Genomic DNA, 25,766 nt, shown 5'->3' on the forward strand with positions numbered 1-25,766 from the left:
CGTTGATAGGCAGGGTGTGTAAGCGTTGTGAGGCGTTGAGCTAACCTGTACTAATGACTCGTGAGGCTTAACCATACAACCCAGATGGGTTTTGCAGATGGTTTTGCTTAACTGAAAGAATACGAAGTACTTGATTTTAGTGTGACTCAATATTTATTTTAAGCTTTCTAAGTTTTACCAAATTAGTCTGGAAACCATAGCATTGTGGCCCCACCTGATCCCATCTCGAACTCAGAAGTGAAACGCAATCGCGCCGATGGTAGTGTGGGGTCTCCCCATGTGAGAGTAGGTCATTTCCAGGCGCCTAATAACGATAAAGCCCGTTGCTAACGCAACGGGCTTTTTTCGTTTTTAGTCTGGACTCTTTGCTACAAGAAGTGACCACTCGAACATGGGGGAATAGATAGCGCATGCGAAGCATGCATCTTATCCATGTGATAGGCAGTAAATAGCTCCTCGGCTCTAGCATCCTGCTTCACCCTACCTCCTATATCCATATAGTCGTGCATTTACTGCATTCCCTACATCCATGTAGGTCATAGGGTGAGGAGTCTGTGCTCATCAAGCAACGCTTGATGCAGGCTCTGAACGCGGAGGATTTATTCGAAGCTGACCATGACAGGTGCATTTTGCCCTTATTTACAAACCCGCTTATGCATTTCCATGTCTCTATGGAGCAGATGCCAAGAAGGGCTATGAAGGTCACAGGGGAAGCCCTTGTTTTTGTATGAGGTAAACGTGGAGAGACTCCCCGTTGTTGAGCGCATCTGGCAGCTACAATTGCTGCCAACGGCATTATGGTTACCCCATCGCAACATTGTGGTTGTCATTCGTTCCTGTAGTGAAGATGTTTTGAGTATTTTATCTCGATTTGATCCAAAGAGTTAAGTCATGCTCTGGAACGCCTTTCTTGAGGATGATTTGGGTTTTACTGAGCTAGAGCATCTTTAGATAACTGATATTAGGCAGGAGTGAGAAAGAGCCTAAGTCATTTTGGAATTAGGCTCTGAAGTGACTTAAAGAGACTGTAGTTTGTCGATTATTGGAGTGTTAGCTTCAGGGAAATCATACTCTCTTAGCTTATCTACATTTGCCCATAACACCTGCTGTCCTTCCAGCCCTTCAGCAAGACCTGAAAAGCCATTTACCGTATGGATGTCTAAGAATACTTCTTTGTCAGGATAGTCATGTGAGATCGTCATTAAGGGGCTTGTAGCAATGACGATTAGGTTTACCTCTTCTCTAAGCTCTCTGATCAATGCTTGTGAGCTAGTCTCACCGCTTTCAACCTTGCCTCCAGGAAACTCCCACTTGCCACCTTGGTGTAAGTGAGACGGTCGTTTGGCTAATAATACTTGATTTTGATTGTTAAGGACTACGCCTACGGCGACATGTATCCGCTTCATTGATTATTGATCCTTAAAGAAGTCAGCTTCATCGTAGCCTAAGCCATCTAGAGTTTCAGGATCAAATTCGGACTTAACTGGAATTGCATGCTTCTCTGAGGCCCAATCACCCAAGTCTATAAGTTTGCATCTATCGCTACAGAAAGGCTTAAATTTAGACTCGCTGTTCCATATGACATCTTTTTGGCAGGTTGGACATTTTACACTTGTTGTCATGTTTAGTTCTCTTGAACCGGTGGTGACTTGTTAGGAACAGATCACCTTATAGAGTAGATATGACAATAATACTGATTTTAAGAACAGGTGGCTAATTTGAATTCTATGTTTCTATCAGAATGTTTCTGTTGGTCAAATTGTACAAAATGGATGGCGTAACGATTCTTATGGCCACTGATTGTTGGATAGCACCCTTGCTGAGAGTCTAGTTTTACTCGGATTAATGATAAGGCTTGATTGCTGTTTCCTTGAAAAAAACCAGCTGTGGCTACAGCATCGCTATATTCAGTGGTTTGTCTGGTTAGGTCCAGCAGTAACTTAATGGGGACGAGCAAGGCGGTAAAATGATCAATCCACTCTGAGTATTCATGCTGGCGAATGTCCCATGGTTTTGCAAGCCAGTAGTGGAGTTGAGGAAGGTCAAAGTTACAGCAAGCGCCCGGCATATTAAATCTTTGTCGTAATGCAGCAAGAAAGCGATTGAGTTTAAGCTGGCTTCCCGGCCTCTCACAAACACTTAGGGCTTCTCTTGCATCCGAAAGTTTGGACAAGTAAATACTAACTTGCCTGGTGTCAATATGAGGTAGGTTTTGCCAGTTAGAGAGTTGAAGGATCTGTTTATCAATATCTTTTAATACTTCGCCACGATAATCACAGCGTTCGGTTAATTCGCACAGAGAAAAAAGTGGATAGAAACATCTATGCTGATGATCATGAGCTAAATTTGTTTGTAGTTGCTGTTCTAGATATTCTAGTCGCAAATAGCTTCTTGTTTTTTCATTTAAAGGCTGTTCATAAATTAGTTCAGTCATGGCGTTTTTTAAGTATTATTGGCTAATTTCAAATAATTATTATGTAGTGTAATTACCTTCCCTTTTAGTGCCGATATCTTTCCATGATTGTCTATGACATCATCAGCCTTTGATAGTCTTTCGGCTCTGGGAGCCTGACTATCTATTATGTTTTTAATTTGTTCTGAAGAAACAGAATCTCTATCAATTGTTCTATCCAATTGTTGTTCAGGTGAAATATCAACCAAAAGAGATAAGTTTACTAACCTATCTAAACCATTCTCAAATAGCAAGGGAGCAACCAAAATAGCGTAGGGTGAAGTGGTGGATTCAAGACATTTTAGGATCTTACTCCTGATCATGGGGTGCATCAGATCGTTCAGCCATTGCCGTTCATCGGGCTGACTAAAAATGAGCTCTCTGAGTTTGGCCCTATTTAGGCTTTTATCCTTGTTTAGTATAGTGTTCCCAAAGTGAGCACTAATCTCATTTAGCCCTTTGGAGCCAACCTCTACCACTTCCCTTGCAATAATATCTGCATCGACAAGTTCAATTCCTAACTCGGCGAACAGATTGGCAACGGTTGTCTTCCCGCTCCCAATACCGCCCGTCAGGCCAACTATAAACTTTGACATTAATCTGTTCCTACTTACCGTTTATCTATCAGAGTCTGTTTTTCGTTACAGTGTAGAAAGGTACCAGTTTGTAATATCGGCGCCCCAGATCATTGCGATCCAACCTGCTGCCGCTATATATGGGCCGAAAGGAATTGGGTTAGTTTGATTTATCTTCTTAGTGACTATTAAGCCTATTCCTACTATTGCGCCAACCAGCGATGATAGTAAAATAATGAGTGGTAACATTTGCCAACCAAACCAGGCTCCCAAAACAGCCAATAGCTTAAAGTCTCCGTAGCCCATGCCTTCCTTACCCGTTAAAAGCTTAAATGCCCAGAAGACGCTCCAGAGGCTTAAATAGCCCGCCGCGGCACCTATCATTGCATCGGTTGGTGACGTAAAGGTACTATTCAGATTTATCAGTAAACCAAGCCAGATTAGAGGCAGGGTGAGTTGATCTGGCAGTAACATTTCGTCCAGATCAATACCTGTTAAGGCTATTAAAACAAATGTTAGTACCGTCGCAAAAATAAACTCCCAGCCAGGACCAAAATGATAGGCAAGCAACGCAACCGCTAGCCCGGTGAGGAGCTCAATAATTGGATATCTGGGCGAAATACTGGTACCGCACGCCGCACATTTTCCCTTTAGCATCAGCCAACCGATAATCGGTAGGTTGTGCCATGGTTTGATGTTCGTCTTACACTTAGGGCACGCAGATCCTGGAACGACTAAATTGTATTTCTCGGGGTAGTCATCGATTGGGTTGTTGAGTTGAACCGAGATGGGTGCTATCAGCTTTTCGTGGTATTCGTTTAGATACTGATTACACTCTTGCTGCCATTCACGCTTTAGCATGACGGGAAAGCGGTGTATAACCACATTAAGAAAGCTACCAATAACAGCCGCAAAAATGAAACTGATGATACTGAAGAGCCAAAGGTTCTGGCTCAATATTGAGATAAATTCTGACATTAATATTTATTCTTTTAATGCTAAATGGTTATTTGGGTTGATTTAATGAGCTAGCCTACCACGTTACCCATTTCGAAAATAGGCAGGTACATACCAACAATCAGGCCGCCAACGACTGTTCCTATTACTACCATCATTACAGGTTCAATCAGGCTGGAAAGGCCATCGACGGCGTCATCTACCTGCATCTCATAGATGTTAGCGACTTTATTGAGCATCTCATCGAGTCCGCCAGACTCTTCACCGATCATTACCATCTGAATTAGCATATCCGGGAAAAGCCCCGTTGTACGCATGGCCACATTCATCTGCATTCCTGCCATCACTTCTTGGCGAACTTTTAGTAAAGCATTGCGGTATACATAATTCCCGGAGGCGCCCGCAGAGGATTCTAAGCCATCGATAAGCGGGACACCTGCTGCGAAAGTGGTTGAGAGCGTTCTAGCAAATCGAGCCATAGCGCCTTTATGGAGTATATCGCCAATTGCGGGGATTTTAAGTACTAATTCATCGACCCTGTTCCTAAAGCTCTGCGAGTGTAAATGAGCGCGTTTGAAGCTGAATATTGCAATGATAATCGCTATGACAAAAATATACCAAGAGGATTGTAACCAGCGAGAAATATTTACAATCATCTGCGTAAAGGCCGGCAACTCTGCGCCAAAGCCTTGAAAGATACTTTCAAACTGAGGAACAACAAAAAGTAAAAGTAATGCGGTGACCGCTATCGCAACTACTACAACTGCAGCGGGGTAAAACATGGCTTTCTTGATTTTTGACTTTAACGCCTCGGCTTTCTCTCGGTAGGTTGCAACGCGATCAAATACGGCATCGAGTGAACCTGAGTGTTCACCCGCTGCAACCAAGTCTACATAAAGATCATCGAAATATTGTCTGTGGGGACGAAGTGAGTCGGAAAGGGGGATACCTGATTGGACATCCCCTACGATCGTCGCCAGCAACTCTCGCATTTTAGGCTTTTCATGGCCGCGCCCCAGCAATTCTAGCGTTGATACAATCGGAACGCCCGCAGAGAGCATGGTAGCAACCTGCCTGGTCATCATGGCAATGTCCATGGCTGTAATTTTTTTATCGCTTTTAAAGAGTGGCTTAGCTTTTTTGCGTACAACTTTAGGCTTAACGCCTTGTTTTTTTAGCTGACTCTTTATCTCTAATGCAGAGGTTCCTCTCAGCTCTCCAGAAGTCTTGTTACCGGTGCGGTTAGTTCCCTTCCATTCGAAGGTGAAGACCTTAGGCTGGGCTTTAGCTTTCTTTTTCTTTGATTTCTGTGCTTTATCTGCTGTCGCCGTTGCCATAACTTGTCTTCCTTCGATTTATTTCTATTGCACTAACGAAAAAAATTTAATTGATTTCAAGGTACATTAAAAACTGGTTACACGATTTATCTCTGCAATGCTGGTAACACCTTTAATGACCTTTAATAATCCAGACCCTCTTAGGTCACGCATACCTTGTTCTTTAGCTTGAGTGGCTATTTGCAGGGAGTTGCCTCCCTCCATAATAGTACGAGCTATCTCATCTGACATTCTCATCACTTCATAGATACCCACACGGCCTTTGTAGCCACCGGAGCAGAGATCGCAACCAGTAGGTTTATAGACTGTGATGCCGGCTTCGATGTCAGTCGGATTAAATCCCAGCTTTTCCAATTCGTGTTTGGGCACCTCTTCAGGTTGTTTACACTCGGGACATAAACGACGAGCCAGACGTTGGGCGATAATCAGGTTGACTGAGCTGGCGATATTGTACCCGGGCACGCCCATATTAATGAGACGAGTGAGAGTTTCTGCGGCCGAATTAGTATGCAGCGTCGAGAGTACCAAGTGACCCGTTTGTGCCGCTTTAATGGCTATCTCGGCCGTCTCCAAGTCTCGGATCTCACCCACCATGACAACATCGGGATCTTGACGAAGGAACGAGCGTAGGGCCGATGCGAAGGTGAGGCCGGCTTTTAGATTGATATGTACCTGGTTAACCCCTTCTAAGTTTATCTCTACCGGATCCTCTGCCGTTGAGATATTACGCTCTTCTGTGTTGAGGATGTTGAGGCCTGTATAGAGGGATACGGTCTTACCCGAACCTGTGGGGCCAGTCACTAAGATCATACCTTGAGGCTTTGCCAGCATCTCCTCGTAAAGCTCGCGCTGGTCGTCTTCGTAACCCAGCTTCTCGATACCCAACTGAGCCGAAGAGGAGTCCAAGATACGCATCACGATCTTCTCCCCCCAGATAGTCGGCAGGGTGCTGACACGAAAATCGATAGATTTGGTGCGTGATAGCTTCATCTTGATGCGGCCATCTTGTGGGACTCGGCGTTCTGCGATATCGAGCTTGGACATGACCTTGAGACGAGCCGAAATGCGGTTGGAGAGGTTTACCGGAGGCTCAGAGACTTCGTGTAATATACCGTCTATGCGAAAGCGTATTCGGTAACGTTTCTCGTAGGGTTCAAAGTGGAGGTCCGAGGCGCCTTTTCGTATTGCATCGGTCAAAATTTTATTGATGTAGATGACAATTGGGGCGTCATCGGAGCTGTCACCACTCTGATCTTCATCGCGTTTGCTGGTATCTTCGATCTCGATGCCAGCTAAAGAGTCTTCATCCATATCACCAATGTCGAGGGCTGAGATGTCCTCTTCGAGTACCTTCTCCATTGCTTTAGCTAATTTGTCATCTTCAACCAGGATCGCCTCGGCGTGGAGACCTGCGCTAAATTGAAAATCCTCTAATGCGGCAATATTGGTGGGATCTGAGGTACCGATATAGAGACGGTTACCGCGTTTAAACAACGGCAGGCACTTATGCTTCTCAATGAGCTTTTTATTGAGGAAGTTTTCCGGGATGCTGGCAACATCAAACTCATCGAGATCCAGTAGCGGGGTACCGTACTCTTCATAACAGAGTTCTGCAATCTCTCTGGCCGATATCATCTGTTCACTAACTATGGTGGATACGAGGGATTGTTTCGATTGGCGAGATTTTGTTATAGCAGATGCTATCAGCTCTTCGGTGAGCAATTTTTTGCGAATAAATAGAGTTGAAAGTCCTAAATGTAGTCCGGTTGTTGGCATAATTTGAAAGCCATTATTATGGATTTATAAAATTTAGATAGCCAAGATATTAGTCTTGGCTATCTATTAAAGATTTGCTTATGAGATTAGCTACTAACCTCCAGCCGCCGCTCCAACAGTACAGTTTTTTATTGCTACAGCTTTGTCACCAGTAAGAACACATGTCCATCCCAAATCGCCATTAGCTAAAGCCGCACCAGTTAAGGTTGCTGTTATGCCACTTACTGTTGTTTCAATTTCGCCGTCTGCTGAACAATATGCAATAGCATCTAAAGCAGGATTATTACCTGCAACCGCAGCAACGGCTCCACAATCAAGTGTATTGTATACTGAATAGCGTTCGCCTATCTTAATTTTTGAACCACTCATTGATGCTACAGCATTGGTTGCATTAGCTTTTGCAACATAATCCTGATACGCAGGTAGTGCAATTGCGGCGAGAATACCGATGATTGCAACAACGATCATCAATTCAATAAGGGTGAAACCCTTAGCGTTTTTCATACTCTTGTTCAAGTTAAGACCTTTCATTTTCAATCTCCAAGTGGCACCGCTTACTTTAGTTTAGTCTATGTTACTTAGCCGTGTTGCTCCTGCGCTAGCTAATCTGTCCTTAAATAAATCTTGTTACTAAGTATCTTCGTTACACTCTAGTTATGGCAACGAAGAAGGGGTAACTAAATTTGTAATCAAAGCTAATCTAAAGTCTGCTTGTTTTTGCCAATATGCTAAGTGTTAAAAGTTTGTTGTGCTATCCAATGTCGTTTCGGCAAACCGCACCTTGTGATCTCCTCCTAACTCAACTAAAGCGCCCTTAGCGACTCACGATTCAAGATTCGCTTTTGCTAAAAATCTACTAGCTTCGAAAGGTTGAGCGTCTACCTAATGGTGAGGTTGACCGAAATGGCCATCTCGCCTATGTCCAAAGTTAGTACAAAGTTAATGAAAATGGAACAACGAATTACAACAAAGTACTAATTTGACGATGAATTCGTCTAATGAATGTTGTTTTATGTTAAAAAGTTCTAACATTTTTTTGGCTGTGTATCGAAAACTGACACTTTGGTTGGGTGTGTCAATTTTTGGGCGTTTCAGAATCGAAAACCCTGTATGTTTTATCGGCGACAGTTTTTTGTTTGGTACGAATGTTGTGCAGCGGTTTTTTGAAGAGGTGTAGTGTGAAACATCAGTGTGATTTGGGTTAGGCGTTTCGCACTACTTGCGCTACGAAACACCATATACTCATTATTTGTTACTCATCTGTTAACTGTTTTTTAGTCGAAGTGAGAGGTCGAGTGCTCTAAGATGCTTGGTCAAGGCTCCGACGGAGATGTAATCGACACCTGTTCTAGCGTAGTTTGCAATGGTCTCCAGAGTGACATCTCCAGACACTTCCAGCTTAGTTTTATTTACCGTTTTATCCGCATTTAATTGAGCAAAAAACTGATTATTCAGCTCGACAGCTTCCAGCATCATAGTGACATCGAAGTTATCTAACATGACGATGTCAGATCTGGCTTCCAGTGCTTGTTGAAGCTCTTGAATGCTCTCAACTTCAACTTCTACCGGTTTATCGGGATGAAGGGCTCTGGCTGCAGAGATGGCTTTTGAAATATTGCCACAGGCCATGATGTGGTTTTCTTTGATGAGAAAAGCGTCAAACAGGCCTATACGATGATTCTTACCGCCTCCGCACGTGACGGCATATTTTTGAGCGGTGCGAAGTCCCGGAATGGTTTTGCGTGTATCGAGCAGTTTAGTGTGAGTGCCGGCAATTTTATCTATGTAATGCTTAGTGTGCGTCGCAACGCCAGAAAGCGTTTGGATGAAGTTCATCGCAGTACGCTCGCCTGTAAGTATGGCTCTGGCTGGTCCTGCGAGTTCACACAATAATTGATTCGGTACAAGGAGGTCGCCATCGTCAACATGCCAGTGCAGTGCCACTTCTCCTCCCAGTTGATTGAATACCTGCTCTGCCCAGGCTTTACCGCAAAATACGCCCTCTTCGCGGGTAATTAATGTCGCCTGAGCGTATCTGTCGGCCGGTATCAGTTGGGCTGTGATGTCTGAGTTGGCCTTATCTCGTCCTGAGACAGCCACATTATCTTGATAACCTAAGTCTTCTTCGAGTGCGGTTTTGACTGATAACCGAATGTCATTTTCCAACATACTTGGTGTCCTTAATCGACGATAACTGATGAACAGATGTTGTTAAGTATAAGTTTAGCTGTTTGATATATTTATAATAACAAATTTGTTTTCCAAAGTAGAGAATAAGGAAAGTTGAAATCTCCGGCTTGCAGAGCTAGCTCCCTGAGTGATATGGCGTTCACTTCGCGACCTCTTCAAGTTATTTTTCTGGCTTGGTTCACTTGCTCAGTTTGTTCGGTGAACCTTTGAATGACTAAATCAGCCGCTTCTCAGCTGTATAGCTTACTGATAGAGTGTATATATTGTTGTAAACATCCCATTAAGAGCTGAGATCTCATTGTTATGCCTTCACACATAAAAGCGTCTCCCCCGGTAACAGCGCAAGAGCGTTATCCAACGGAGAATGATAATTGTCTGGAAAAGCGCTGTGCCAATGGATGGGTAAGTGATGCCAGGCGATGTGAGTCCCCACATTTTAACGCCCGTCCGTTGAATGAGGTTAGTATGTTGGTTATCCATAACATTAGTCTCCCCGCGGGCTGTTTCGGAAAATCTTATATAGACCAATTATTTAATGGTTGCCTGGATGTCAGTGCTGACCCCAGTTTTATCGACCTTAAGGGGCTTGAAGTGTCGGCTCACTTTCTGATCCGACGAGATGGCGAGTTAGTACAATATGTGTCATGTGATGAACGTGCCTGGCATGCCGGGGTTTCCAGCTATGGAACTCGGGAAGGGTGTAATGATTTTGCAATTGGCATTGAACTCGAGGGTACCGATACCCTGGCTTATACCGAGCAGCAGTATCTGGAGTTGAAAACGCTAACCCTTGCCTTGTTCGACGCATACCCTATGCTGAATACTGATAGAGTCGTTGGTCATTGTGATATTGCGCCAGGCCGTAAAACAGATCCCGGTGAAAGCTTTGATTGGCAAAGATTTAAAAAAGATTTAAGTTAAACTGTTGAACATAAAAGATTAGATGTTGGCAAAGGGATAGTGGTTAAACAGCGCTTGGTATATAGTCAAACATTGGCGAACTTATGAGCGTCGAGCCGGACCTTATCGCTAGGCCCATTTTTGAAAAGGATACTCTGTATGGCATTATTTTCTTTATTAGTGGCGATTATTGTCGAGCGATTGAAGCTTTTGCCGAAAAGCTGGCAGCTCGAGTCGTTCTTAAGCGTTTATTCTAATAGTCTCTTTGGTGAGAAGCAGCTTAATTCTGAAGTGATGATGGCATTGGCTCTGATGTTACCCGCAGTCGCCGTTCAAGTGACTACGTGGGCGATTGCTGGCCTATTTTGGGGGGTGATAAGTCTATTGCTTTGGGTCGCAGTCTCCATACTATGTTTCAGTCATCTAAAGCAGAGGCAGACGTTTAAACGCTATATGCAAGCCGCCTGCCGGGGAGACTCGCAAGCTTGTTATCACTTTGCCGAAGAGCTGGATTGCAACAGGTCAATTGAAGCCGTTTCCGAAGGCGACCTAGGCGCTAAGGTAGGACAAAGTGTCGCTTGGTTAAATTACCGTTTCTATGGTGCTGTCGCCCTTTATCTCATCTTTTTCGGACCCGCTGGAGCCGTATTTTATTGTACCGTTCGATATTTTTCCGACGAAAATCAGCAACATTCTCACGAGCAACCTCTGGTTGGGCAGGTGCTCACATTATTGGACTGGCTTCCTAGCCGAGTGTTTGCGTTTGGATATGTGCTTAGTGGTCAGTTTTCCCAGGCCTTTGCCAGCTGGAGAGAGTTTGGTTTTAGCTTGAAATACAGTGCCAGAGAGATTGTGACTCAAGTCGCCCTGGCTGCTGAGCCCAGCCCCGAACCCTCTGCTAAGCCTATTTGTGTTCAGGCCACATTAGCGCTGCTACAATTGAGCAAGCGTAATTTTATTCTTCTTCTTACCAGTTTATCATTATTGACAATATTTGGAGTCGTGGCTTAAAGCGCTTACAACTTAAAAAGTTGGAGCTTTTATTTGAGTTAAACAGGCTATTCCATCGAATCTATTGGTTACTATGAATTATGGGGGCTTACTTTTATCTGGCAAAAGTACTTTGGTATAAGTACTTCGGGTGGCAACGGTTTGCTGATGAGTTTAACTTCTAGGTAAGATTATTAATAAATATTTTGCATCATGCTCCTCACTAAGAGGAGAGCTCTCTGTTGTTGAGGCCCGTTCTTAAGCATATGAAAGTTGTAGTTCAGTGACGATGGTCGGACCCCTTCGACTGGTTTTTGCGCTATGCTCACAGTTCGCGAGCATATATGATGTACGTCACAAGCTGGACATTCAAAATGTGATTTGATAAAGTGCGCTCAGTCGACTAAATTGGTAAGACCAATTTACAATAGGAGCTGAGGGCCATATGGCTTATAGCAAAATAAACCAGCCAAAAATTTCTGACGTCATCATGGGACAGTTGGAACAGATGATCTTGGAAGGAAGTCTCCAGCCAGGTCAGAAACTACCTCCTGAACGCGAACTTGCACTGCAGTTCGAAGTTTCCCGTCCCTCATTGCGAGAAGCCATTCAAAAGCTTGAAGCTAAAGGTCTACTCTTGCGCCGTCAGGGTGGTGGCACCTATGTCAAAGAACAGCTTTGGCAGAGCTTAGCCGATCCTATCGTCGAGCTGATGCATAGCGACTCTGAGAGTCAGTATGATCTGCTTGAGTTTCGTCATGCTACTGAAGGCATGATGGCATATTTTGCGGCGCTACGTGGTACCGACGCCGATATGCAGAATATCAAGCGTACGATTATGGAAGTCGATGCAGCATCTGACATTGAGCTACAAGCGGAAGCGATTGTAAGATTCTACCGTGCGGTCGCGGAAGCCTCTCATAACGTAGCTATGTTACACCTTGTCTTAAGTTTAGCCCCTGTGCTGCATAAAAACGTGGCACAGAACCTGGAGCTTCTGAATCGAAGAGAGGAAGCCTCTAAAATGGCAAACGATCATAGGCTTGCTCTGCTTGCCGCCATCGTTCGTCGTGATCCCGAAGCAGCAAGAGAAGCCTCTAATGAACACTTAAGTTACATTGAGGAAGTTATGCTGTCTGTAAGGGAAGAAGATAGCCGGTTGCAGCGTAGCCTGCGCCGTTTAAAAAGCGGTGTGTAAAGCCTAGGGCTTCACACCAGAAAATATTCTGGAAATGACAATTTTCATGATGACTATTATTACTACGTATGGGGAAGGACTGCGAAATGTCTGAACATATGCTACAAGACTTAGATCCATTAGAGACCCAAGAGTGGGTTGATTCTCTGCAGGCTGTACTTGAACAAGAGGGTCCTGAACGCGCACATTACCTTTTGGAAAAGTTAATCGACAATGCACGTCGTAATGGTACACATCTGCCTTATAAAGCGACTACGGCTTACCTCAATACTATCCCGGCGGGGCAAGAGCCTCATATGCCAGGCAACCAGGAGATGGAGCGTCGAATTCGCGCCATCGTTCGTTGGAATGCCTTAGCTATGGTACTTCGTGGTTCTAAGAAAGATCTTGAACTAGGTGGCCATATCTCTAGTTTCGCGTCCAGCGCCACGATATATGATGTCTGCTTTAACCACTTCTTCCGCGGTCCAAATGAAAAAGATGGCGGCGATCTGGTTTACTTCCAAGGCCATATTGCTCCTGGGATCTACTCACGTTCTTTCCTTGAAGGTCGCTTGACTGAAGATCAGATGAATAGCTTCCGTCAAGAAGTCGATGGTAAAGGTCTTCCTTCATACCCACACCCTAAGTTAATGCCTGACTACTGGCAGTTCCCTACGGTATCTATGGGTCTTGGTCCTATCCAGGCAATCTATCAGGCGCGTTTCCTTAAGTATCTTACCGATCGTGGTCTTAAAGATTGTTCAGATCAAACGGTTTACTGTTTCCTCGGTGATGGTGAGTGTGATGAGCCTGAAACATTAGGTGCTATCGGTCTTGCGGCACGTGAAGAGCTAGATAATTTATGCTTTATCGTTAACTGTAATCTACAGCGTCTTGACGGTCCTGTACGTGGTAATGGCAAAATCATTCAAGAGCTTGAAGGCGAATTCCGTGGCGCAGGCTGGGAAGCGGTTAAAGTGATTTGGGGGCGTTACTGGGATCCATTATTGGCTCGTGATACCAGTGGTAAGTTACTGCAGTTGATGGAAGAGACGGTTGATGGTGAATATCAGAACTGTAAGGCCAAAGGCGGCGCATATACTCGTGAGCACTTCTTCGGTAAATACCCAGAAACTGCTGAGATGGTTGCTAACATGTCAGACGATGACATCTGGCGCCTGAACCGTGGTGGTCACGATCCTGTTAAGATTTTTGCTGCGCTTCAGCATGCTAAAGACACTAAAGGTCGTCCAACGGTTATTCTTGCTAAAACCGTAAAAGGTTACGGTATGGGTGACGCGGGTGAAGGTAAAAACATCGCTCACAACGTTAAGAAGATGGGTGTTGAATCACTTAAGTACTTCCGCGATCGTTTCAATATCCCGATCTCAGATGATCAGTTAGAAGATATTCCTTTCTACCATCCCGGTGCTGACTCGGAAGAGGTTAAATACCTCAAGGCGCGTCGTGCTGAATTACATGGTGCGATGCCTGCACGTCGTGAGAAGTTCTCTGAAGATCTTGAAGTACCATCATTAAAGATTTTCGATTCGGTACTGAAAGGCTCAAACGGCCGTGAGATCTCAAGCACAATGGCGTTCGTGCGTATTTTGACTGCACTGCTAAAAGACAAGAAAATTGGTAAGCAAATTGTGCCGATTATTCCTGACGAAGCCCGTACCTTTGGTATGGAAGGCCTATTCCGCCAAGTGGGTATTTACGCTCACGAAGGGCAAAAGTATGTCCCACAAGATTCAGATCAAGTGGCTTACTACCGCGAAGACAAGAGCGGTCAAGTATTGCAGGAAGGCATTAACGAGCTAGGTGCAATGTCATCTTGGGTCGCAGCGGCAACCAGTTACTCTGTTAACGATACGCCAATGATCCCGTTCTATATCTACTATTCAATGTTTGGTTTCCAACGTATCGGCGACATGGCTTGGGCTGCAGGTGATATGCGTGCGCGTGGCTTCATGGTCGGTGGCACATCGGGTCGTACAACCTTGAATGGTGAAGGTCTACAGCATCAGGATGGTCACAGTCATGTATTGGCTAATACTATTCCAAGCTGTGTCTCTTATGATCCGACTTACGGTTATGAGATCGCAGTAGTTGTTCAGGATGGTATTCGTCGCATGTATGGTGAGCAGCAAGAAGATATCTTCTACTACTTAACCACTATGAACGAAAACTACGAGCAGCCAGCTATGCCAGAGGGTGCCGAAGAGGGTATCGTCAAAGGTATCTATAAGCTGGAGACCGTTGAAGGTTCGGGTAAAGGTAGAGTTCAGTTAATGGGTTGTGGCACCATTCTTGAGCAAGTGCGTAAAGCGGCTCAGGCTTTGGCTAAAGACTTCGGTATCTCTGCAGATGTATTCAGTGTGACCAGTTTCAACGAGCTAACTCGTGATGGTCAGGCTGCAGAGCGTTATAACATGTTACATCCAACGGAAACGCCACAAGAGGCTTACATCAGTCAAGTCATCTCCAGTGAGTCTCCTGCCATCGTCGCTACCGATTATATGAAGATATACGGCGAGCAACTTCGTGCGTACATACCTACAGACTATAAAGTGTTAGGTACCGATGGTTTCGGTCGTAGCGATAGCCGTGAAAACTTACGTCACCACTTTGAGGTTGATGCGAAATTTATCGTGATTGCATCACTTAAGTCACTTGTTGACCGTAATGAACTGCCTGTTGATGTGCTAACAAAAGCCATTAGCGAGTACGGTATCGATGTTGACAAGATCAACCCACAGTACGCGTAAGAGGGAAGTAAAATGTCTGAATTAAAAGAAGTTTTAGTCCCCGATATCGGTGGTGATGAAGTTCAGGTAATTGAGATCTGTGTTGCAGTTGGCGATCAACTTGCAGCCGAAGAGTCAATTATTACCGTAGAAAGTGACAAGGCGACCATGGACATTCCAGCGCCTTTCGCTGGCACGTTAACCGAGCTTAACATAGCCGTCGGTGACACCGTCTCTGAAGGTACCTTGATTGCTATGATGTCAGCACAAGGTGCAAACACTGAAGTTGCAGAACCAACAGCTGCTCCGGAGCCGACTCCGGTTGCGACTGCAGCACCTGTTGAAGCAGCTCCAGTTCCGACTTCTACGGCTACACAAGTTATTGAAGTCAAGGTGCCCGATATTGGTGATGCGGCCGATGTCGAAATCATCGAAGTGCTGGTGGCCGTGGGTGACAGCATAGATGTCGATACCGGGTTGATTACGCTGGAAACCGATAAAGCCACCATGGAGGTGCCTGCACCTTCTGCCGGTGTGGTGAAAGAGTTGAAAGTTACCGTAGGTGATAAAGTTTCTGAAGGTTCGCTTGTGCTTATGTTGGAAATTGGTGCTTTAGCACAAGCACCAACAGCGGCCCCAGTTGTAGCTCCAGTTGTAGCTCAACCAGCTCAGGCCGCGGCAAGCAAGCCTCCGGTTCCGCATCATCCAAGTGCAGGCAGTAAGCCTAGCACTGGAGCGGTACACGCTTCACCAGCCGTTCGTCGTCTGGCTCGTGAGTTCGGCGCAGATATGACCTTAGTTAAAGGTACGGGCCGCAAAGGTCGTATCCTTAAGGAAGACGTTCAAGCCTTCATTAAGTATGAGCTTAGCCGTCCTAAGGCATCTGCAGCGACAGCCGTTGCTGGTGGTGCGGGTGGACTCAATGTGATTGCTGCACCTAAAGTCGATTTTGCTAAGTTTGGTGAAATCGAGGAGGTGCCACTAACTCGTATTCAGAAGATCTCTGGTCCGAACCTGCATCGTAACTGGGTCACCATTCCGCATGTGACGCAATTCGATGAAGCCGATATCACCGAGATGGAAGCATTCCGTAAGCAGCAAAATGAACTTGCAGCTAAGCGTAAGACAGGTATTAAGATCACACCGCTTGTCTTTATGATGAAAGCCGTTGCCAAGACTCTACAGGCTTTCCCTGTGTTTAACGCCAGCCTAAGTGCCGATGGTGAGTCTTTAATTAAGAAGAAGTATTACCATATTGGTGTTGCGGTTGATACGCCAAACGGTCTAGTGGTTCCGGTTGTTCGTGATGTTGATAAGAAAGGTATTCACGAACTGACTCAAGAGTTGACTGAGATCTCGATTAAAGCACGTGATGGTAAGCTTAAGTCTGCAGATATGCAGGGCAGTTGTTTCACTATCTCGAGTCTGGGTGGTATCGGTGGTACGGCATTTACGCCTATCGTCAATTACCCGGATGTGGCTATTTTAGGTGTATCTAAGTCAGAGATTAAACCAAAGTGGAATGGTAAAGATTTTGAGCCTAAGCTAATGTTGCCGCTATCTCTCTCTTATGATCACAGGGTGATCGACGGGGCGATGGCAGCGCGCTTTAGCGTGACACTGTCAAGTATGCTGTCCGACATACGGACGCTTATTTTGTAATGATGAAGGCTACTCATGTTGAGTAGCCTTTTGTTTATTGCAATTGAGGGTTAAAATGCGGCCACCTTACAGAATAAAAATTCGATAGCTGGCGTCATTTACCGTGAAGCGACACACTCGCCAACGGAATGAAATAAAAAGAATAGAGGAAAACATGAGTAACGAAATCAAAACTCAGGTATTGGTAGTAGGCGCAGGTCCTGCAGGTTATTCAGCGGCATTTCGTGCGGCTGATTTAGGTCTGGAAGTCATCATCGTTGAGCGTTTCAACACGCTTGGTGGTGTATGTTTGAATGTAGGCTGTATCCCATCAAAAGCGCTGCTTCACGTATCTAAAGTGATCGAAGAGGCGAAAGCGGTTGCGAGCCACGGTGTTGTTTTTGGTGAGCCGCAAATTGATCTTGATAAGCTTCGTAGCTTTAAAGAAACGGTGATTAGTCAGCTAACCACAGGTTTGGGCGGAATGTCCAAGATGCGTAAGGTTGATGTTGTTAATGGTTTTGGTAAGTTTACCAGCCCTAATACCATTGAAGTTGCGGGTGAAGATGGCGTTAAAGTTATTCGCTTCGAACAAGCAATTATTGCCGCGGGTTCACGTCCTATTCAATTGCCATTTATCCCACATGAAGACCCACGTATCTGGGATTCGACCGATGCGCTAGAGCTTAAAGAAGTACCTGGAAAGCTACTTGTTATGGGTGGCGGTATTATCGGCCTAGAGATGGGGACTGTATACTCGTCACTGGGTAGTGAGATTGACGTGGTTGAGATGTTTGACCAGGTCATTCCTGCCGCTGATAAAGATATCGTTCGTGTTTACACTAAGAAGATTAAGAAGAAATTTAATCTTATCCTACAGACTAAAGTTACCGCCGTTGAAGCTAAAGAAGATGGTATCTATGTGTCTATGGAAGGTAAGAAAGCGCCTGCGGAACCTGTGCGTTACGATGCCGTGCTTGTGGCAATTGGCCGTACGCCAAATGGCAAGCTGATTGATGCAGAAAAAGCGGGCGTTAATATCGATGAGCGTGGTTTCATCAATGTCGATAAGCAGATGCGCACTAACGTGCCAAACATCTATGCAATCGGCGATATCGTCGGTCAGCCAATGCTTGCACACAAAGGTGTACATGAAGGCCACGTTGCAGCAGAAGTTATCTCTGGTCTTAAGCATTTCTTCGATCCTAAGGTTATCCCATCAATTGCCTACACCGACCCTGAAGTCGCGTGGGTAGGTTTAACGGAGAAAGAAGCGAAAGAGCAAGGCGTTGCTTATGAAACGGCGACTTTCCCATGGGCCGCAAGTGGGCGTGCTATCGCATCAGACTGTAGCGATGGTATGACTAAGCTTATCTTCGATAAAGAGACACACCGTGTGATCGGTGGTGCTATCGTAGGCGTTAATGGTGGCGAGCTATTGGGTGAAATCGGTCTTGCAATCGAGATGGGTTGTGATGCTGAGGACTTAGCGTTGACTATTCACGCTCACCCAACCCTGCATGAATCAGTAGGTTTGGCCGCTGAAATCTATGAAGGTTCTATAACTGATTTGCCGAATCCAAAAGCAAAAAAGAAAAAGTAACCCTTCACTAAAGTTATAAAGCGCTCTTTTAGAGCGCTTTTTTTTTATTGCGTTACAAATATGTAAATAAGCAGGTGAATTAGGCTCGATGAACTGCTACATTCGAAGTAAGCCTATGAGATGTTTATTGAATGCAAATCGCTTACGTAAAAAAATTACTTTTTCCATTGTTATTGCTGCTTACTTGCCAGGCCCCTGCCATGGCAGGCGATTTAGTGTCTCGTGTTTTTAATGAGCGAGAAGGCCTGACCAACTCCCAGATTAATGACATCAGCTTCGATGAATATGGCTTCGTGTGGTTGGCCACCGATGAAGGTCTTTATAGATTAAGTAATTCAAAAGTCAGACGAATCGACAAGGTCGAATTCGACCTGCGCCTCTCCGATGAATATATCAATATTGTTGAACCCCTGAGCCAAAAACACCTGCTTGTCAGCAACTATTCTGATAACTATCTCTATGACATCTTAGCCAATCGGTTTATCAAATTCGGAAGTGATGAGCTTTTTCCCGATTTTAAGGGAGAAAGCATCATCGCTCAGGTTAAGCGAGCCGATGGGAGCTTCATTTTTCTCACCAGAGAGGGGGAGTTACTTAAATTCTCTTATCAGCAATCTTCGTTAGAAAGAATCATCTTCTTACCTAACAATGCCGATGTTCTCTGGCATAACCTTGTTTCGCTCGACGATGGTCGCATCATGGTTGGTACCGAATATGAGCTGCAACTACGAGACAGCAAAGGACGACGGATAGCGGTTTTACCTTGGGAAGAGAAAGATGGCTTAATGAAGTGGCTGTTTAAAGATTCTAAGGGAAGAGTTTGGTTAAGCTCGACTAATGGAGTCTATCGGGTCGATGTTGATAATTTGCAGATCAATCGGGTTAAAGAGCTCCCCTATTACACGACCAAAATTGCTGAGGATAATCATGGTGATCTTTGGATTTCCAGCCATATAGGGTTAATCAAGTGGCGCCCCGGCTCTACAGAACATAAGCTCTTTCAAAAGCAATTGAAAGAGAGCGCAGACATCGATTATATCAATGATATCGCCATTGATAGTACGGGCATTATATGGGTCGGGGGCTCGGGAGATGGCCTGGCCGTACTTGCCGATGATCCTGATTTTCTTATCGATAAGTTCACTATGTCTGAGCCCTATACTATCAGCAATGAGATGATATGGGCCATATTTGCGGAAGATGAGAATATTTGGCTTGGCACCGATAATGGTCTTATCGTTATCGACAAAAACACAAAGCAATCTAAGACGTTAGTTCCTGATGGCATCGAGTTAAACGATAGTATCTATAAGATTGACGTCTTGGGCCAGAACCATCTGTTACTTTCCACGACCAATGGTCTGTTTGTCGTAGACAAGCGTAATTTTACTGCACAACGTTTTGCCCAATGGACTCAGGGAGAGTATTCCTTAGAGCACAAAGTGGTATATACAAGCTATAACGATCCCTCGATAGAGGGACGTTGGTGGTTTCTTACCATGACCGGCCTGTATTTTTGGGAACCGGGTATGCTTAACCCTCAAGAGATGCCAATAGCCGGAGCCGATACGAAGGCCGCTAAACGAGATCTGCGGGCGCTATTTCGTGACGAGTCTGGTCGATTATGGATTGGTGGCGGTGGCTTCTTTGGTTTTCTCGATAGTGAGGGACTGTTTCATTCACGAATAGATATTTTTAGTGACGAAGATACCGATATCGAAGTTAACTATATTAAGCAGGTTGAGTCGGGGGTGTTTTGGCTGGGCACTTCACCCAGTGGTCTGTTCGAATATATTCCAGCATCGGGACGAGTTAAAGCATTAGATAAAGAGTGGTTGATAGATTGTTCCTCTGTCTTTTTTATTCATCAAACTGATGAGCACCGCGTTATTGGTTGTCCTTATTCGATAATCCGACAGGAGATCGAGAGTGAAAATATCCTTGTTATCGACGAAGACGACGGACTTATTGGTGACGAGTTGAACGACGGGGCCTATTTTTATGATCCCGGTTATGGACTCTACCTGGGTACACCCGACGGGGCTATGGCAGTGAATATCGATGACTTGAGCAATCGTATTCAAAGGGACAAGGTTTTTCTGGAAGCCGTTTCGGTATTTTATGACGATGACACTCAAATCGATCTTATTCCACAGGTGGACAAGGTGATTTTACCTGGTGCGAGAATGATTAGCTTCCAGGTCACTAGCCTGGATTATCTCGATGATACGCCCATGACGTTGCAATATAGGTTGCGCCGTAAGGGGGACCGCAGCGAGAGTCACTATCTATTGTTGGAAGGGCAGTCTCAACTTAATATCACCGGTTTATCATCCGGGAAATATCACTTGGATATTTTAAGTCAAGAGAATGGCATCTGGTCAAAGGTACCCCACACCTTTGAATTTAGGGTTAAACAGTTCTGGTGGCAGACTCAATGGTTCAAAGGCCTGATACTATTCACCGTTCTCTGTATTGGCATAGGAGTGATAGTTTACCGTCAGCGGCAGGTGAAAGCCTTTAAGCTTGTTAACAGTGCCTTGGTTGAAAGTGAGGACCGACTACGCCAATCACTCAAGGGAAGCGATTCCGAGCTTTGGGAGTGGCGACACGACACACAGATGTTTAGTCTGGAGAATCGAGGGGCGAAACGGAAAGAAGATCGAAAAAATAAGCTACTAACGCTGAATGACTTTCCGGTTCATCGTGATGAAAAAGATAAGGTGCTGGCTTCATGGAATAATATGATCGAGGGTTATAGCGATCGATTCGACGTCGAATATCGCTACCGTCGAGAAGATAAGACCTGGGGATGGACTAGGGTAAGAGGCAGGCCGGTAGAGTTGGATCCCGTTTCGGGAAAAATCTTACGCGTAGCGGGGATATATGCAGACATCACGGCTCAACGTCAACTCGAAGACGATGTTAAATTGTTAGCCCAAGCGTTCGGTAACACCTCTGAAGGTGTGTTGATTTTGGATGCCAGCGAGCGGATAAAGGTCTCCAATAAGGCGGCTCAGACCATCATAGGTTCAGATGCGAGAGTGTTGACTCATAAGTATTTCTCCGATCTTATGGTGGCTAAAGAGGGGCGTTCAGATGAAATTGCACATCTTCTGGATCAAGGCGTGTCATGGACGGGAGAGCGTGAGTTTGTATGTGCAAACGGTAGTAGCTGTCCGGTATGGCTTAATGTATCGACTATGCTCGGTGGTAAGGGGGATATCACCCATTATGTCGCAGTATTCTCCGATATCACAGAACGAAAGCGTACAGAAGCGGACCTGCGTCGCCTGGCTAATTATGATGTACTAACGGGACTCCCCAATCGCTCTCTATTTTCTACCCGTTTAGCTCAATCAATTCATCGTGCCGAACATAGCGGTGAAAAGTTGGCCCTGATCTTCCTCGATCTGGATCGGTTTAAGCATGTTAATGACTCATACGGCCATAGTATGGGAGATGCACTGCTGGTTGAAGCCGCAAGTAGGCTGCTATCGTGTATCTCAGAGGAGCACACCTTATGCCGCTTTGGTGGTGATGAATTTGTGCTTCTAATCAGAGACGCCGACAATATTGATAAGATAAATCATGTTTGCACCGAGTTACTGGTACAAATAGAGGCTCCATTTGAGCTATTCGGCCGAGAATTTTTTATCTCGACGAGTATTGGTGTCAGTTTATGGCCCGATGATACGAGGCAACCTGAGGTCTTAATTAAAAATGCCGATCAGGCTATGTATCATGCGAAGGAGGAGGGTAGAGGGAATTTCCAATATTTCTCTTCGGAGCGTAATGCAGAAGCCTTATACCACCTTCGCCTAGAGGGGGAGCTGCGCAAAGCGATTGAACGCGATGAATTTGAGCTTCATTATCAACCTCAGGTCGATATCCTCAGGGGGGATAAATTAATTGGTATGGAGGCTCTGCTGCGCTGGAGACATCATAAAGATGGGTTAGTTCGGACGGATGTCTTTATTAAGGTGGCCGAGTCATGTGGATTAATTATAGATATCGATCGCTGGGTGCTACGTCAGGCTTGTGTTCAGGGGGCGCTCTGGGCCAACTCGTACAATGAAAAGTTTAAGTTATCGGTTAATATCTCTGCCGTTCATTTTCGTCAGCCCGATTTTATCGATGGCGTAAGGTCTATTCTGGAAGAGACCAAGATCCCCCCATCGGCATTGGGTTTTGAGATCACCGAGGGTGTCTTGATGAAAGAGCTACATATTGCAAAAGATCATCTGAGAGATCTAAGAGAGCTTGGAATTGATGTGGCTATTGATGACTTTGGTACCGGTTACTCATCGCTTGCTTACCTGCGTCACTTCGATGTCGATACATTAAAGATCGATCGCTCTTTCCTCATCGATATCGCGACCAATGAGACCGATCAGGCCATCGCGAGTAGTATCATTGAGCTGGCCAGAAACTTAAAATTGAATGTGGTGGCCGAAGGTGTGGAAACCAAAGAGCAGCTCGAACAAGTATTTAGCAGGGGTTGTTATGTTATTCAAGGTTATTACTTCTCTAAACCGTTAACGGTAAGCGATATGGAGTCCTATATGGGGCTACAAAAAACGGAGTGACATCATATTCGCTATTTAACACCACTCATTAGTTCTCTGTTTGTGTTTTAACTATGTTACGTTTTTTTTGTTAGAATATGCCCGCCTTGTATCAATTAATAATTAAGAACCAATATCCTATGATACGTAATCTAATATTTTTGCTGGTGGTCAGCTTTATCACTACTCCCGTCATGGCCGAAGCCAGACCAAAGATAGGTTTGGTGCTCAGTGGTGGTGGGGCGAAGGGGGCGGCTCATATTGGTGTATTGAAGGTGCTTGAGGAGAATAAAATTCCTGTCGACTATATCGCAGGAACCAGCATAGGCGCTTACGTCGCTGGCATGTATGCCCTTGGATACAGTGCCACTGAGATTGAAAAGATCATGATGACCGAGTCATGGTCAGAGGGATACTCAGATACGATTCCAAGAGAATCATTGAGCTATCGAAATAAGCAGCAGAGAGACAGATTTAATATTCCGGTGAATATGGGATATAGCGACGATGAAATGAAAATGCCTAACGGTCTCTTGCGTGGGCAAACCATGTCTAAACTTCTCCAGCGATCCACGGGCTTAGTCCATCAATTTGGTCATTTCAATGAGTTAGCTATTCCTTACCGCGCCGTGGCAACGGATCTTGTAACCAGTAAGGCCGTTATTATCAATAATGGCAGTGTCGTCAAGGCCATGCAGGCTTCGGCTACGGTGCCCGGCGCGCTCCAGCCGGTTGAATATGAAGGTAAGCTTCTCGTCGATGGCGGCATCGCCAATAATATGCCTATCGATGTGGTTATGGGGATGGGGGCCGACATCATTATTGCCGTCGATATCGGCTCATCTCTGGTGAAGAAAGAGGAGTTGAATAGTACTGTTGCGGTACTGAACCAGCTATCGACGATGTTGACGAATGCCAGCTCTGAGAGACAGAAATTGCTTCTTGGTAAAGGTGACATTCTCATTCGTCCAAAAGTCGGTGGTATGAGTACGACAGATTTTTCAATCATGCCTCAGGCCTACGCCTTGGGTGAATCGGCTGCGCTTGAGCATATTGATTTACTTAAACAGTTGAGTGTCACTGAAGCTCAATACGCCAGCTATCAGCAAGGTAAAAAGCTGAAAAGTAAAACCTGGATCAATGAAGTTGACCACCCCTTAATCGATATTGTGTTTAACAATGAATCAAAAGTGAGTGAATCTCTGTTAAGAGAGGCCTTCGGGATCAGTCCCGGTGAGGTCGTCACCACAGAGCGGCTCGAGCAAGGCATCGCTAATGTATATGCCCTGGACAAGTTTGAACTTGTCGATGCAGAGTTTGCCGATACAGAACAGGGACGTGTGCTGACCTTAAATACTAAGGCTAAGTCATGGGGCCCCAACTATTTTCAACTGGGTTTCAGCTGGGAAGATGATTTCTCTCTGGATTCTGTCGTGTCCTTGGATCTGGCCTATACACTCACCGATATCACTGATACTGGTGGTGAGTGGCGCAATGAATTAAGACTGGGTTTTGAGAAGTTGATCTCCACCGAGTTTTATCAGCCTCTGGATTATGACCAAGGCTTTTTTAGTCGAGCCAAATTAGCTTATGAGTCAAAAGATTGGGATTTTTACGAGCAAAACGCTAAAGCATTACAGTTATCTCAGACTCAATATCGGGCGGATATTGGTATTGGGTATAACTATGTTAAAGAGGGCATGCTTGAGTTCGGTATTACCGGAGAAAAAGGGTGGTTAGAAAACAAGGCTTTCTTTGAAGAACTCAAATATGAAACCTATGGCGCTTACTTCAAGTTTGGTTTCGATGATCTCAACAGTATTAATTTCCCGACTTCCGGTAATCGATTTACGTTAAATCTCTATTACAGAAACGAGTCGGCGCCCAATCTGTTAGGTCTGGACAATAATGAGAACTCTTTCCAGATAGAAGCGGATTGGCGCGGGGCATTAAGTTTTGGTAATCATGCGGTTGTTGGAATAGCTTCATTGGCTACCGTCGATAAAGATGACAGCTTCAGCGTGCATGTGTCAGAGCTTGGTGGCTTCCTGAATCTATCGGGTTATCACAAAAATGCGCTCGTTGGTGCTCATAAAGTGTTTGGCGCCTTCGTCTATCAGTACGATCTGGGACGAGATGTGTTAGGTATGACAGATTATCCCCTCTACCTGGGTACGAGTATCGAGGCGGGTAACGTTTGGGAGTACAGAGATGGGGTGGATCTCGATGATCTTATCTATTCCGGCAGTTTATATTTCGGGACCGATACTTCTATGGGCCCCGCCGCATTAGGTTTTGGCTGGGCTGATGACGGTGAGAAGACAATATTTATATTTATAGGAAAGAACTGGTAAGCCTGAAGGTTGGCTTATACCAATCGGTATAAGAAAGTGGTCAACTCCGAGTTATTTTTGGGTGCATAATTCAAGGCGAAAGAGTGAGGGAATGGTCGTCCCTTTTGATCTCATTCAACACAGAAGTAGGCAGCCAAAAACACTCCTGAAAGGCGAGTTTTAGCACTTGTGATACGGCGTTAACGAGCTTAAACGTAGAGTAACTATGCTCCTCACTCGTTGCGAACAACATGGTCTTGTATGTTCCTGACATACTTAAGACATTTCCTCCATCCATGGAGGTCAGATGTCGTGAATGCCCTTTATGCAGGAGCAATAAAGGGCCTTGCCCCACAAGTGCTAAACTCTCGCTGAGTGACCACACCTTTATACCGATTGGTATTAATTCATACAAAGTTACAAAAACTTACTGTAGGCATAAATGGCTCAGTGGTAGTGTGTCATCGGATAATTTTATAGAAAGCTCCATCATAGGAGACTCTATACATCAAAA

The 25,766-nt window shown here is 45.0% G+C and carries 18 protein-coding genes and 1 rRNA gene; 10 read left to right on the plus strand and 9 right to left on the minus strand.

The genetic code is table 11. The features are described 5' to 3' along the window. Positions 1-186: 186 nt before the first annotated feature. Together rrf and EKG38_RS24835 are read left to right on the plus strand one after the other, a co-directional pair. Positions 187-302 (plus strand): 5S ribosomal RNA (gene rrf, locus EKG38_RS00010). A 415-nt stretch (positions 303-717) separates the two neighbouring features. Next, entirely contained in the window at positions 718-888 is a 171-nt protein-coding gene (locus tag EKG38_RS24835; protein WP_185826737.1) for a hypothetical protein, read from the plus strand. Positions 889-1,016: 128 nt separating this feature from the next. Here the strand turns inward: EKG38_RS24835 and mutT are convergent, their stop codons facing one another. The 9 genes from mutT to nadC all read right to left on the minus strand — a co-directional run bounded on the left by mutT (position 1,017) and on the right by nadC (position 9,266). Next, positions 1,017-1,406 carry an 8-oxo-dGTP diphosphatase MutT gene (gene mutT, locus EKG38_RS00015; RefSeq protein ID WP_126517527.1) on the minus strand — a complete coding sequence of 130 codons (390 nt, stop codon included), beginning with the start codon at positions 1,404-1,406 and terminating at the stop codon, positions 1,017-1,019. Between the two features lie 3 nt (positions 1,407-1,409). Continuing rightward, the gene (yacG, locus tag EKG38_RS00020) at positions 1,410-1,622 is read right to left on the minus strand and encodes a DNA gyrase inhibitor YacG (protein ID WP_126517528.1); all 213 of its coding nucleotides are present in this window, start codon (positions 1,620-1,622) and stop codon (positions 1,410-1,412) included. Between the two features lie 77 nt (positions 1,623-1,699). Then, positions 1,700-2,434 carry a cell division protein ZapD gene (zapD, locus tag EKG38_RS00025; protein ID WP_126517529.1) on the minus strand — a complete coding sequence of 245 codons (735 nt, stop codon included), beginning with the start codon at positions 2,432-2,434 and terminating at the stop codon, positions 1,700-1,702. A gap of 8 nt (positions 2,435-2,442) precedes the next feature. Next, complete coding sequence (gene coaE / locus EKG38_RS00030) at positions 2,443-3,048, minus strand: dephospho-CoA kinase (RefSeq protein ID WP_126517530.1); 606 nt, start codon at positions 3,046-3,048, stop codon at positions 2,443-2,445. Positions 3,049-3,093: 45 nt separating this feature from the next. After that, positions 3,094-4,005 carry a prepilin peptidase gene (locus EKG38_RS00035; RefSeq protein WP_126517531.1) on the minus strand — a complete coding sequence of 304 codons (912 nt, stop codon included), beginning with the start codon at positions 4,003-4,005 and terminating at the stop codon, positions 3,094-3,096. A gap of 50 nt (positions 4,006-4,055) precedes the next feature. Beyond that, positions 4,056-5,321, minus strand: coding sequence for a type II secretion system F family protein (locus EKG38_RS00040; RefSeq protein WP_126517532.1), 1,266 nt, complete (start codon positions 5,319-5,321; stop codon positions 4,056-4,058). Between the two features lie 66 nt (positions 5,322-5,387). After that, positions 5,388-7,097 (minus strand): type IV-A pilus assembly ATPase PilB, encoded by a 1,710-nt coding sequence (gene pilB / locus EKG38_RS00045; RefSeq protein WP_126517533.1) that lies wholly within the window; start codon positions 7,095-7,097, stop codon positions 5,388-5,390. Between the two features lie 93 nt (positions 7,098-7,190). Then, the gene (locus tag EKG38_RS25325) at positions 7,191-7,628 is read right to left on the minus strand and encodes a pilin (protein ID WP_221767741.1); all 438 of its coding nucleotides are present in this window, start codon (positions 7,626-7,628) and stop codon (positions 7,191-7,193) included. Positions 7,629-8,360: 732 nt separating this feature from the next. Further along, positions 8,361-9,266 (minus strand): carboxylating nicotinate-nucleotide diphosphorylase, encoded by a 906-nt coding sequence (nadC, locus tag EKG38_RS00055; protein WP_126517534.1) that lies wholly within the window; start codon positions 9,264-9,266, stop codon positions 8,361-8,363. Between the two features lie 324 nt (positions 9,267-9,590). Here nadC and ampD point away from each other — a divergent pair, with 324 nt between their 5' ends. The 8 genes from ampD (at position 9,591) to EKG38_RS00095 (ending at position 25,273) form a co-directional block, all read left to right on the plus strand. Beyond that, positions 9,591-10,208, plus strand: coding sequence for a 1,6-anhydro-N-acetylmuramyl-L-alanine amidase AmpD (ampD, locus tag EKG38_RS00060; protein WP_246033039.1), 618 nt, complete (start codon positions 9,591-9,593; stop codon positions 10,206-10,208). 138 nt (positions 10,209-10,346) lie between these two features. After that, positions 10,347-11,198 carry a beta-lactamase regulator AmpE gene (gene ampE, locus EKG38_RS00065; protein ID WP_126517535.1) on the plus strand — a complete coding sequence of 284 codons (852 nt, stop codon included), beginning with the start codon at positions 10,347-10,349 and terminating at the stop codon, positions 11,196-11,198. Positions 11,199-11,622: 424 nt separating this feature from the next. Beyond that, on the plus strand, positions 11,623-12,375 hold the full coding sequence (gene pdhR / locus EKG38_RS00070; RefSeq protein ID WP_126517536.1) for a pyruvate dehydrogenase complex transcriptional repressor PdhR: 753 nt from the start codon (positions 11,623-11,625) through the stop codon (positions 12,373-12,375). An 86-nt stretch (positions 12,376-12,461) separates the two neighbouring features. Continuing rightward, a complete protein-coding gene (gene aceE / locus EKG38_RS00075; RefSeq protein WP_126517538.1) occupies positions 12,462-15,128 on the plus strand; it encodes a pyruvate dehydrogenase (acetyl-transferring), homodimeric type in 2,667 nt (888 codons plus the stop codon). Between the two features lie 12 nt (positions 15,129-15,140). After that, complete coding sequence (gene aceF / locus EKG38_RS00080; protein ID WP_126517540.1) at positions 15,141-16,769, plus strand: dihydrolipoyllysine-residue acetyltransferase; 1,629 nt, start codon at positions 15,141-15,143, stop codon at positions 16,767-16,769. A 154-nt stretch (positions 16,770-16,923) separates the two neighbouring features. Beyond that, a complete protein-coding gene (gene lpdA / locus EKG38_RS00085) occupies positions 16,924-18,351 on the plus strand; it encodes a dihydrolipoyl dehydrogenase (protein ID WP_126517543.1) in 1,428 nt (475 codons plus the stop codon). Between the two features lie 131 nt (positions 18,352-18,482). Next, positions 18,483-22,940: an EAL domain-containing protein gene (locus tag EKG38_RS00090; RefSeq protein ID WP_126517545.1), complete on the plus strand. Its 4,458-nt coding sequence runs from the start codon at positions 18,483-18,485 to the stop codon at positions 22,938-22,940. Between the two features lie 119 nt (positions 22,941-23,059). Then, a complete protein-coding gene (locus EKG38_RS00095) occupies positions 23,060-25,273 on the plus strand; it encodes a patatin-like phospholipase family protein (protein ID WP_126517547.1) in 2,214 nt (737 codons plus the stop codon). Positions 25,274-25,766: the final 493 nt, after the last annotated feature.

It is taken from the genome of Shewanella canadensis (genome assembly GCF_003966225.1).
Classification (GTDB): Bacteria; Pseudomonadota; Gammaproteobacteria; order Enterobacterales; family Shewanellaceae; genus Shewanella; species Shewanella canadensis.

Coding starts and splice junctions, on each gene's coding strand:
- mutT (WP_126517527.1), bottom strand. CDS start 1,406: ATGAAGCGGATACATGTCGCCGTAGGCGTAGTCCTTAACAATCAAAAT.
- yacG (WP_126517528.1), bottom strand. CDS start 1,622: ATGACAACAAGTGTAAAATGTCCAACCTGCCAAAAAGATGTCATATGG.
- zapD (WP_126517529.1), bottom strand. CDS start 2,434: ATGACTGAACTAATTTATGAACAGCCTTTAAATGAAAAAACAAGAAGC.
- coaE (WP_126517530.1), bottom strand. CDS start 3,048: ATGTCAAAGTTTATAGTTGGCCTGACGGGCGGTATTGGGAGCGGGAAG.
- EKG38_RS00035 (WP_126517531.1), bottom strand. CDS start 4,005: ATGTCAGAATTTATCTCAATATTGAGCCAGAACCTTTGGCTCTTCAGT.
- EKG38_RS00040 (WP_126517532.1), bottom strand. CDS start 5,321: ATGGCAACGGCGACAGCAGATAAAGCACAGAAATCAAAGAAAAAGAAA.
- pilB (WP_126517533.1), bottom strand. CDS start 7,097: ATGCCAACAACCGGACTACATTTAGGACTTTCAACTCTATTTATTCGC.
- EKG38_RS25325 (WP_221767741.1), bottom strand. CDS start 7,628: ATGAAAGGTCTTAACTTGAACAAGAGTATGAAAAACGCTAAGGGTTTC.
- nadC (WP_126517534.1), bottom strand. CDS start 9,266: ATGTTGGAAAATGACATTCGGTTATCAGTCAAAACCGCACTCGAAGAA.
- ampD (WP_246033039.1), top strand. CDS start 9,591: ATGCCTTCACACATAAAAGCGTCTCCCCCGGTAACAGCGCAAGAGCGT.
- ampE (WP_126517535.1), top strand. CDS start 10,347: ATGGCATTATTTTCTTTATTAGTGGCGATTATTGTCGAGCGATTGAAG.
- pdhR (WP_126517536.1), top strand. CDS start 11,623: ATGGCTTATAGCAAAATAAACCAGCCAAAAATTTCTGACGTCATCATG.
- aceE (WP_126517538.1), top strand. CDS start 12,462: ATGTCTGAACATATGCTACAAGACTTAGATCCATTAGAGACCCAAGAG.
- aceF (WP_126517540.1), top strand. CDS start 15,141: ATGTCTGAATTAAAAGAAGTTTTAGTCCCCGATATCGGTGGTGATGAA.
- lpdA (WP_126517543.1), top strand. CDS start 16,924: ATGAGTAACGAAATCAAAACTCAGGTATTGGTAGTAGGCGCAGGTCCT.
- EKG38_RS00090 (WP_126517545.1), top strand. CDS start 18,483: ATGCAAATCGCTTACGTAAAAAAATTACTTTTTCCATTGTTATTGCTG.
- EKG38_RS00095 (WP_126517547.1), top strand. CDS start 23,060: ATGATACGTAATCTAATATTTTTGCTGGTGGTCAGCTTTATCACTACT.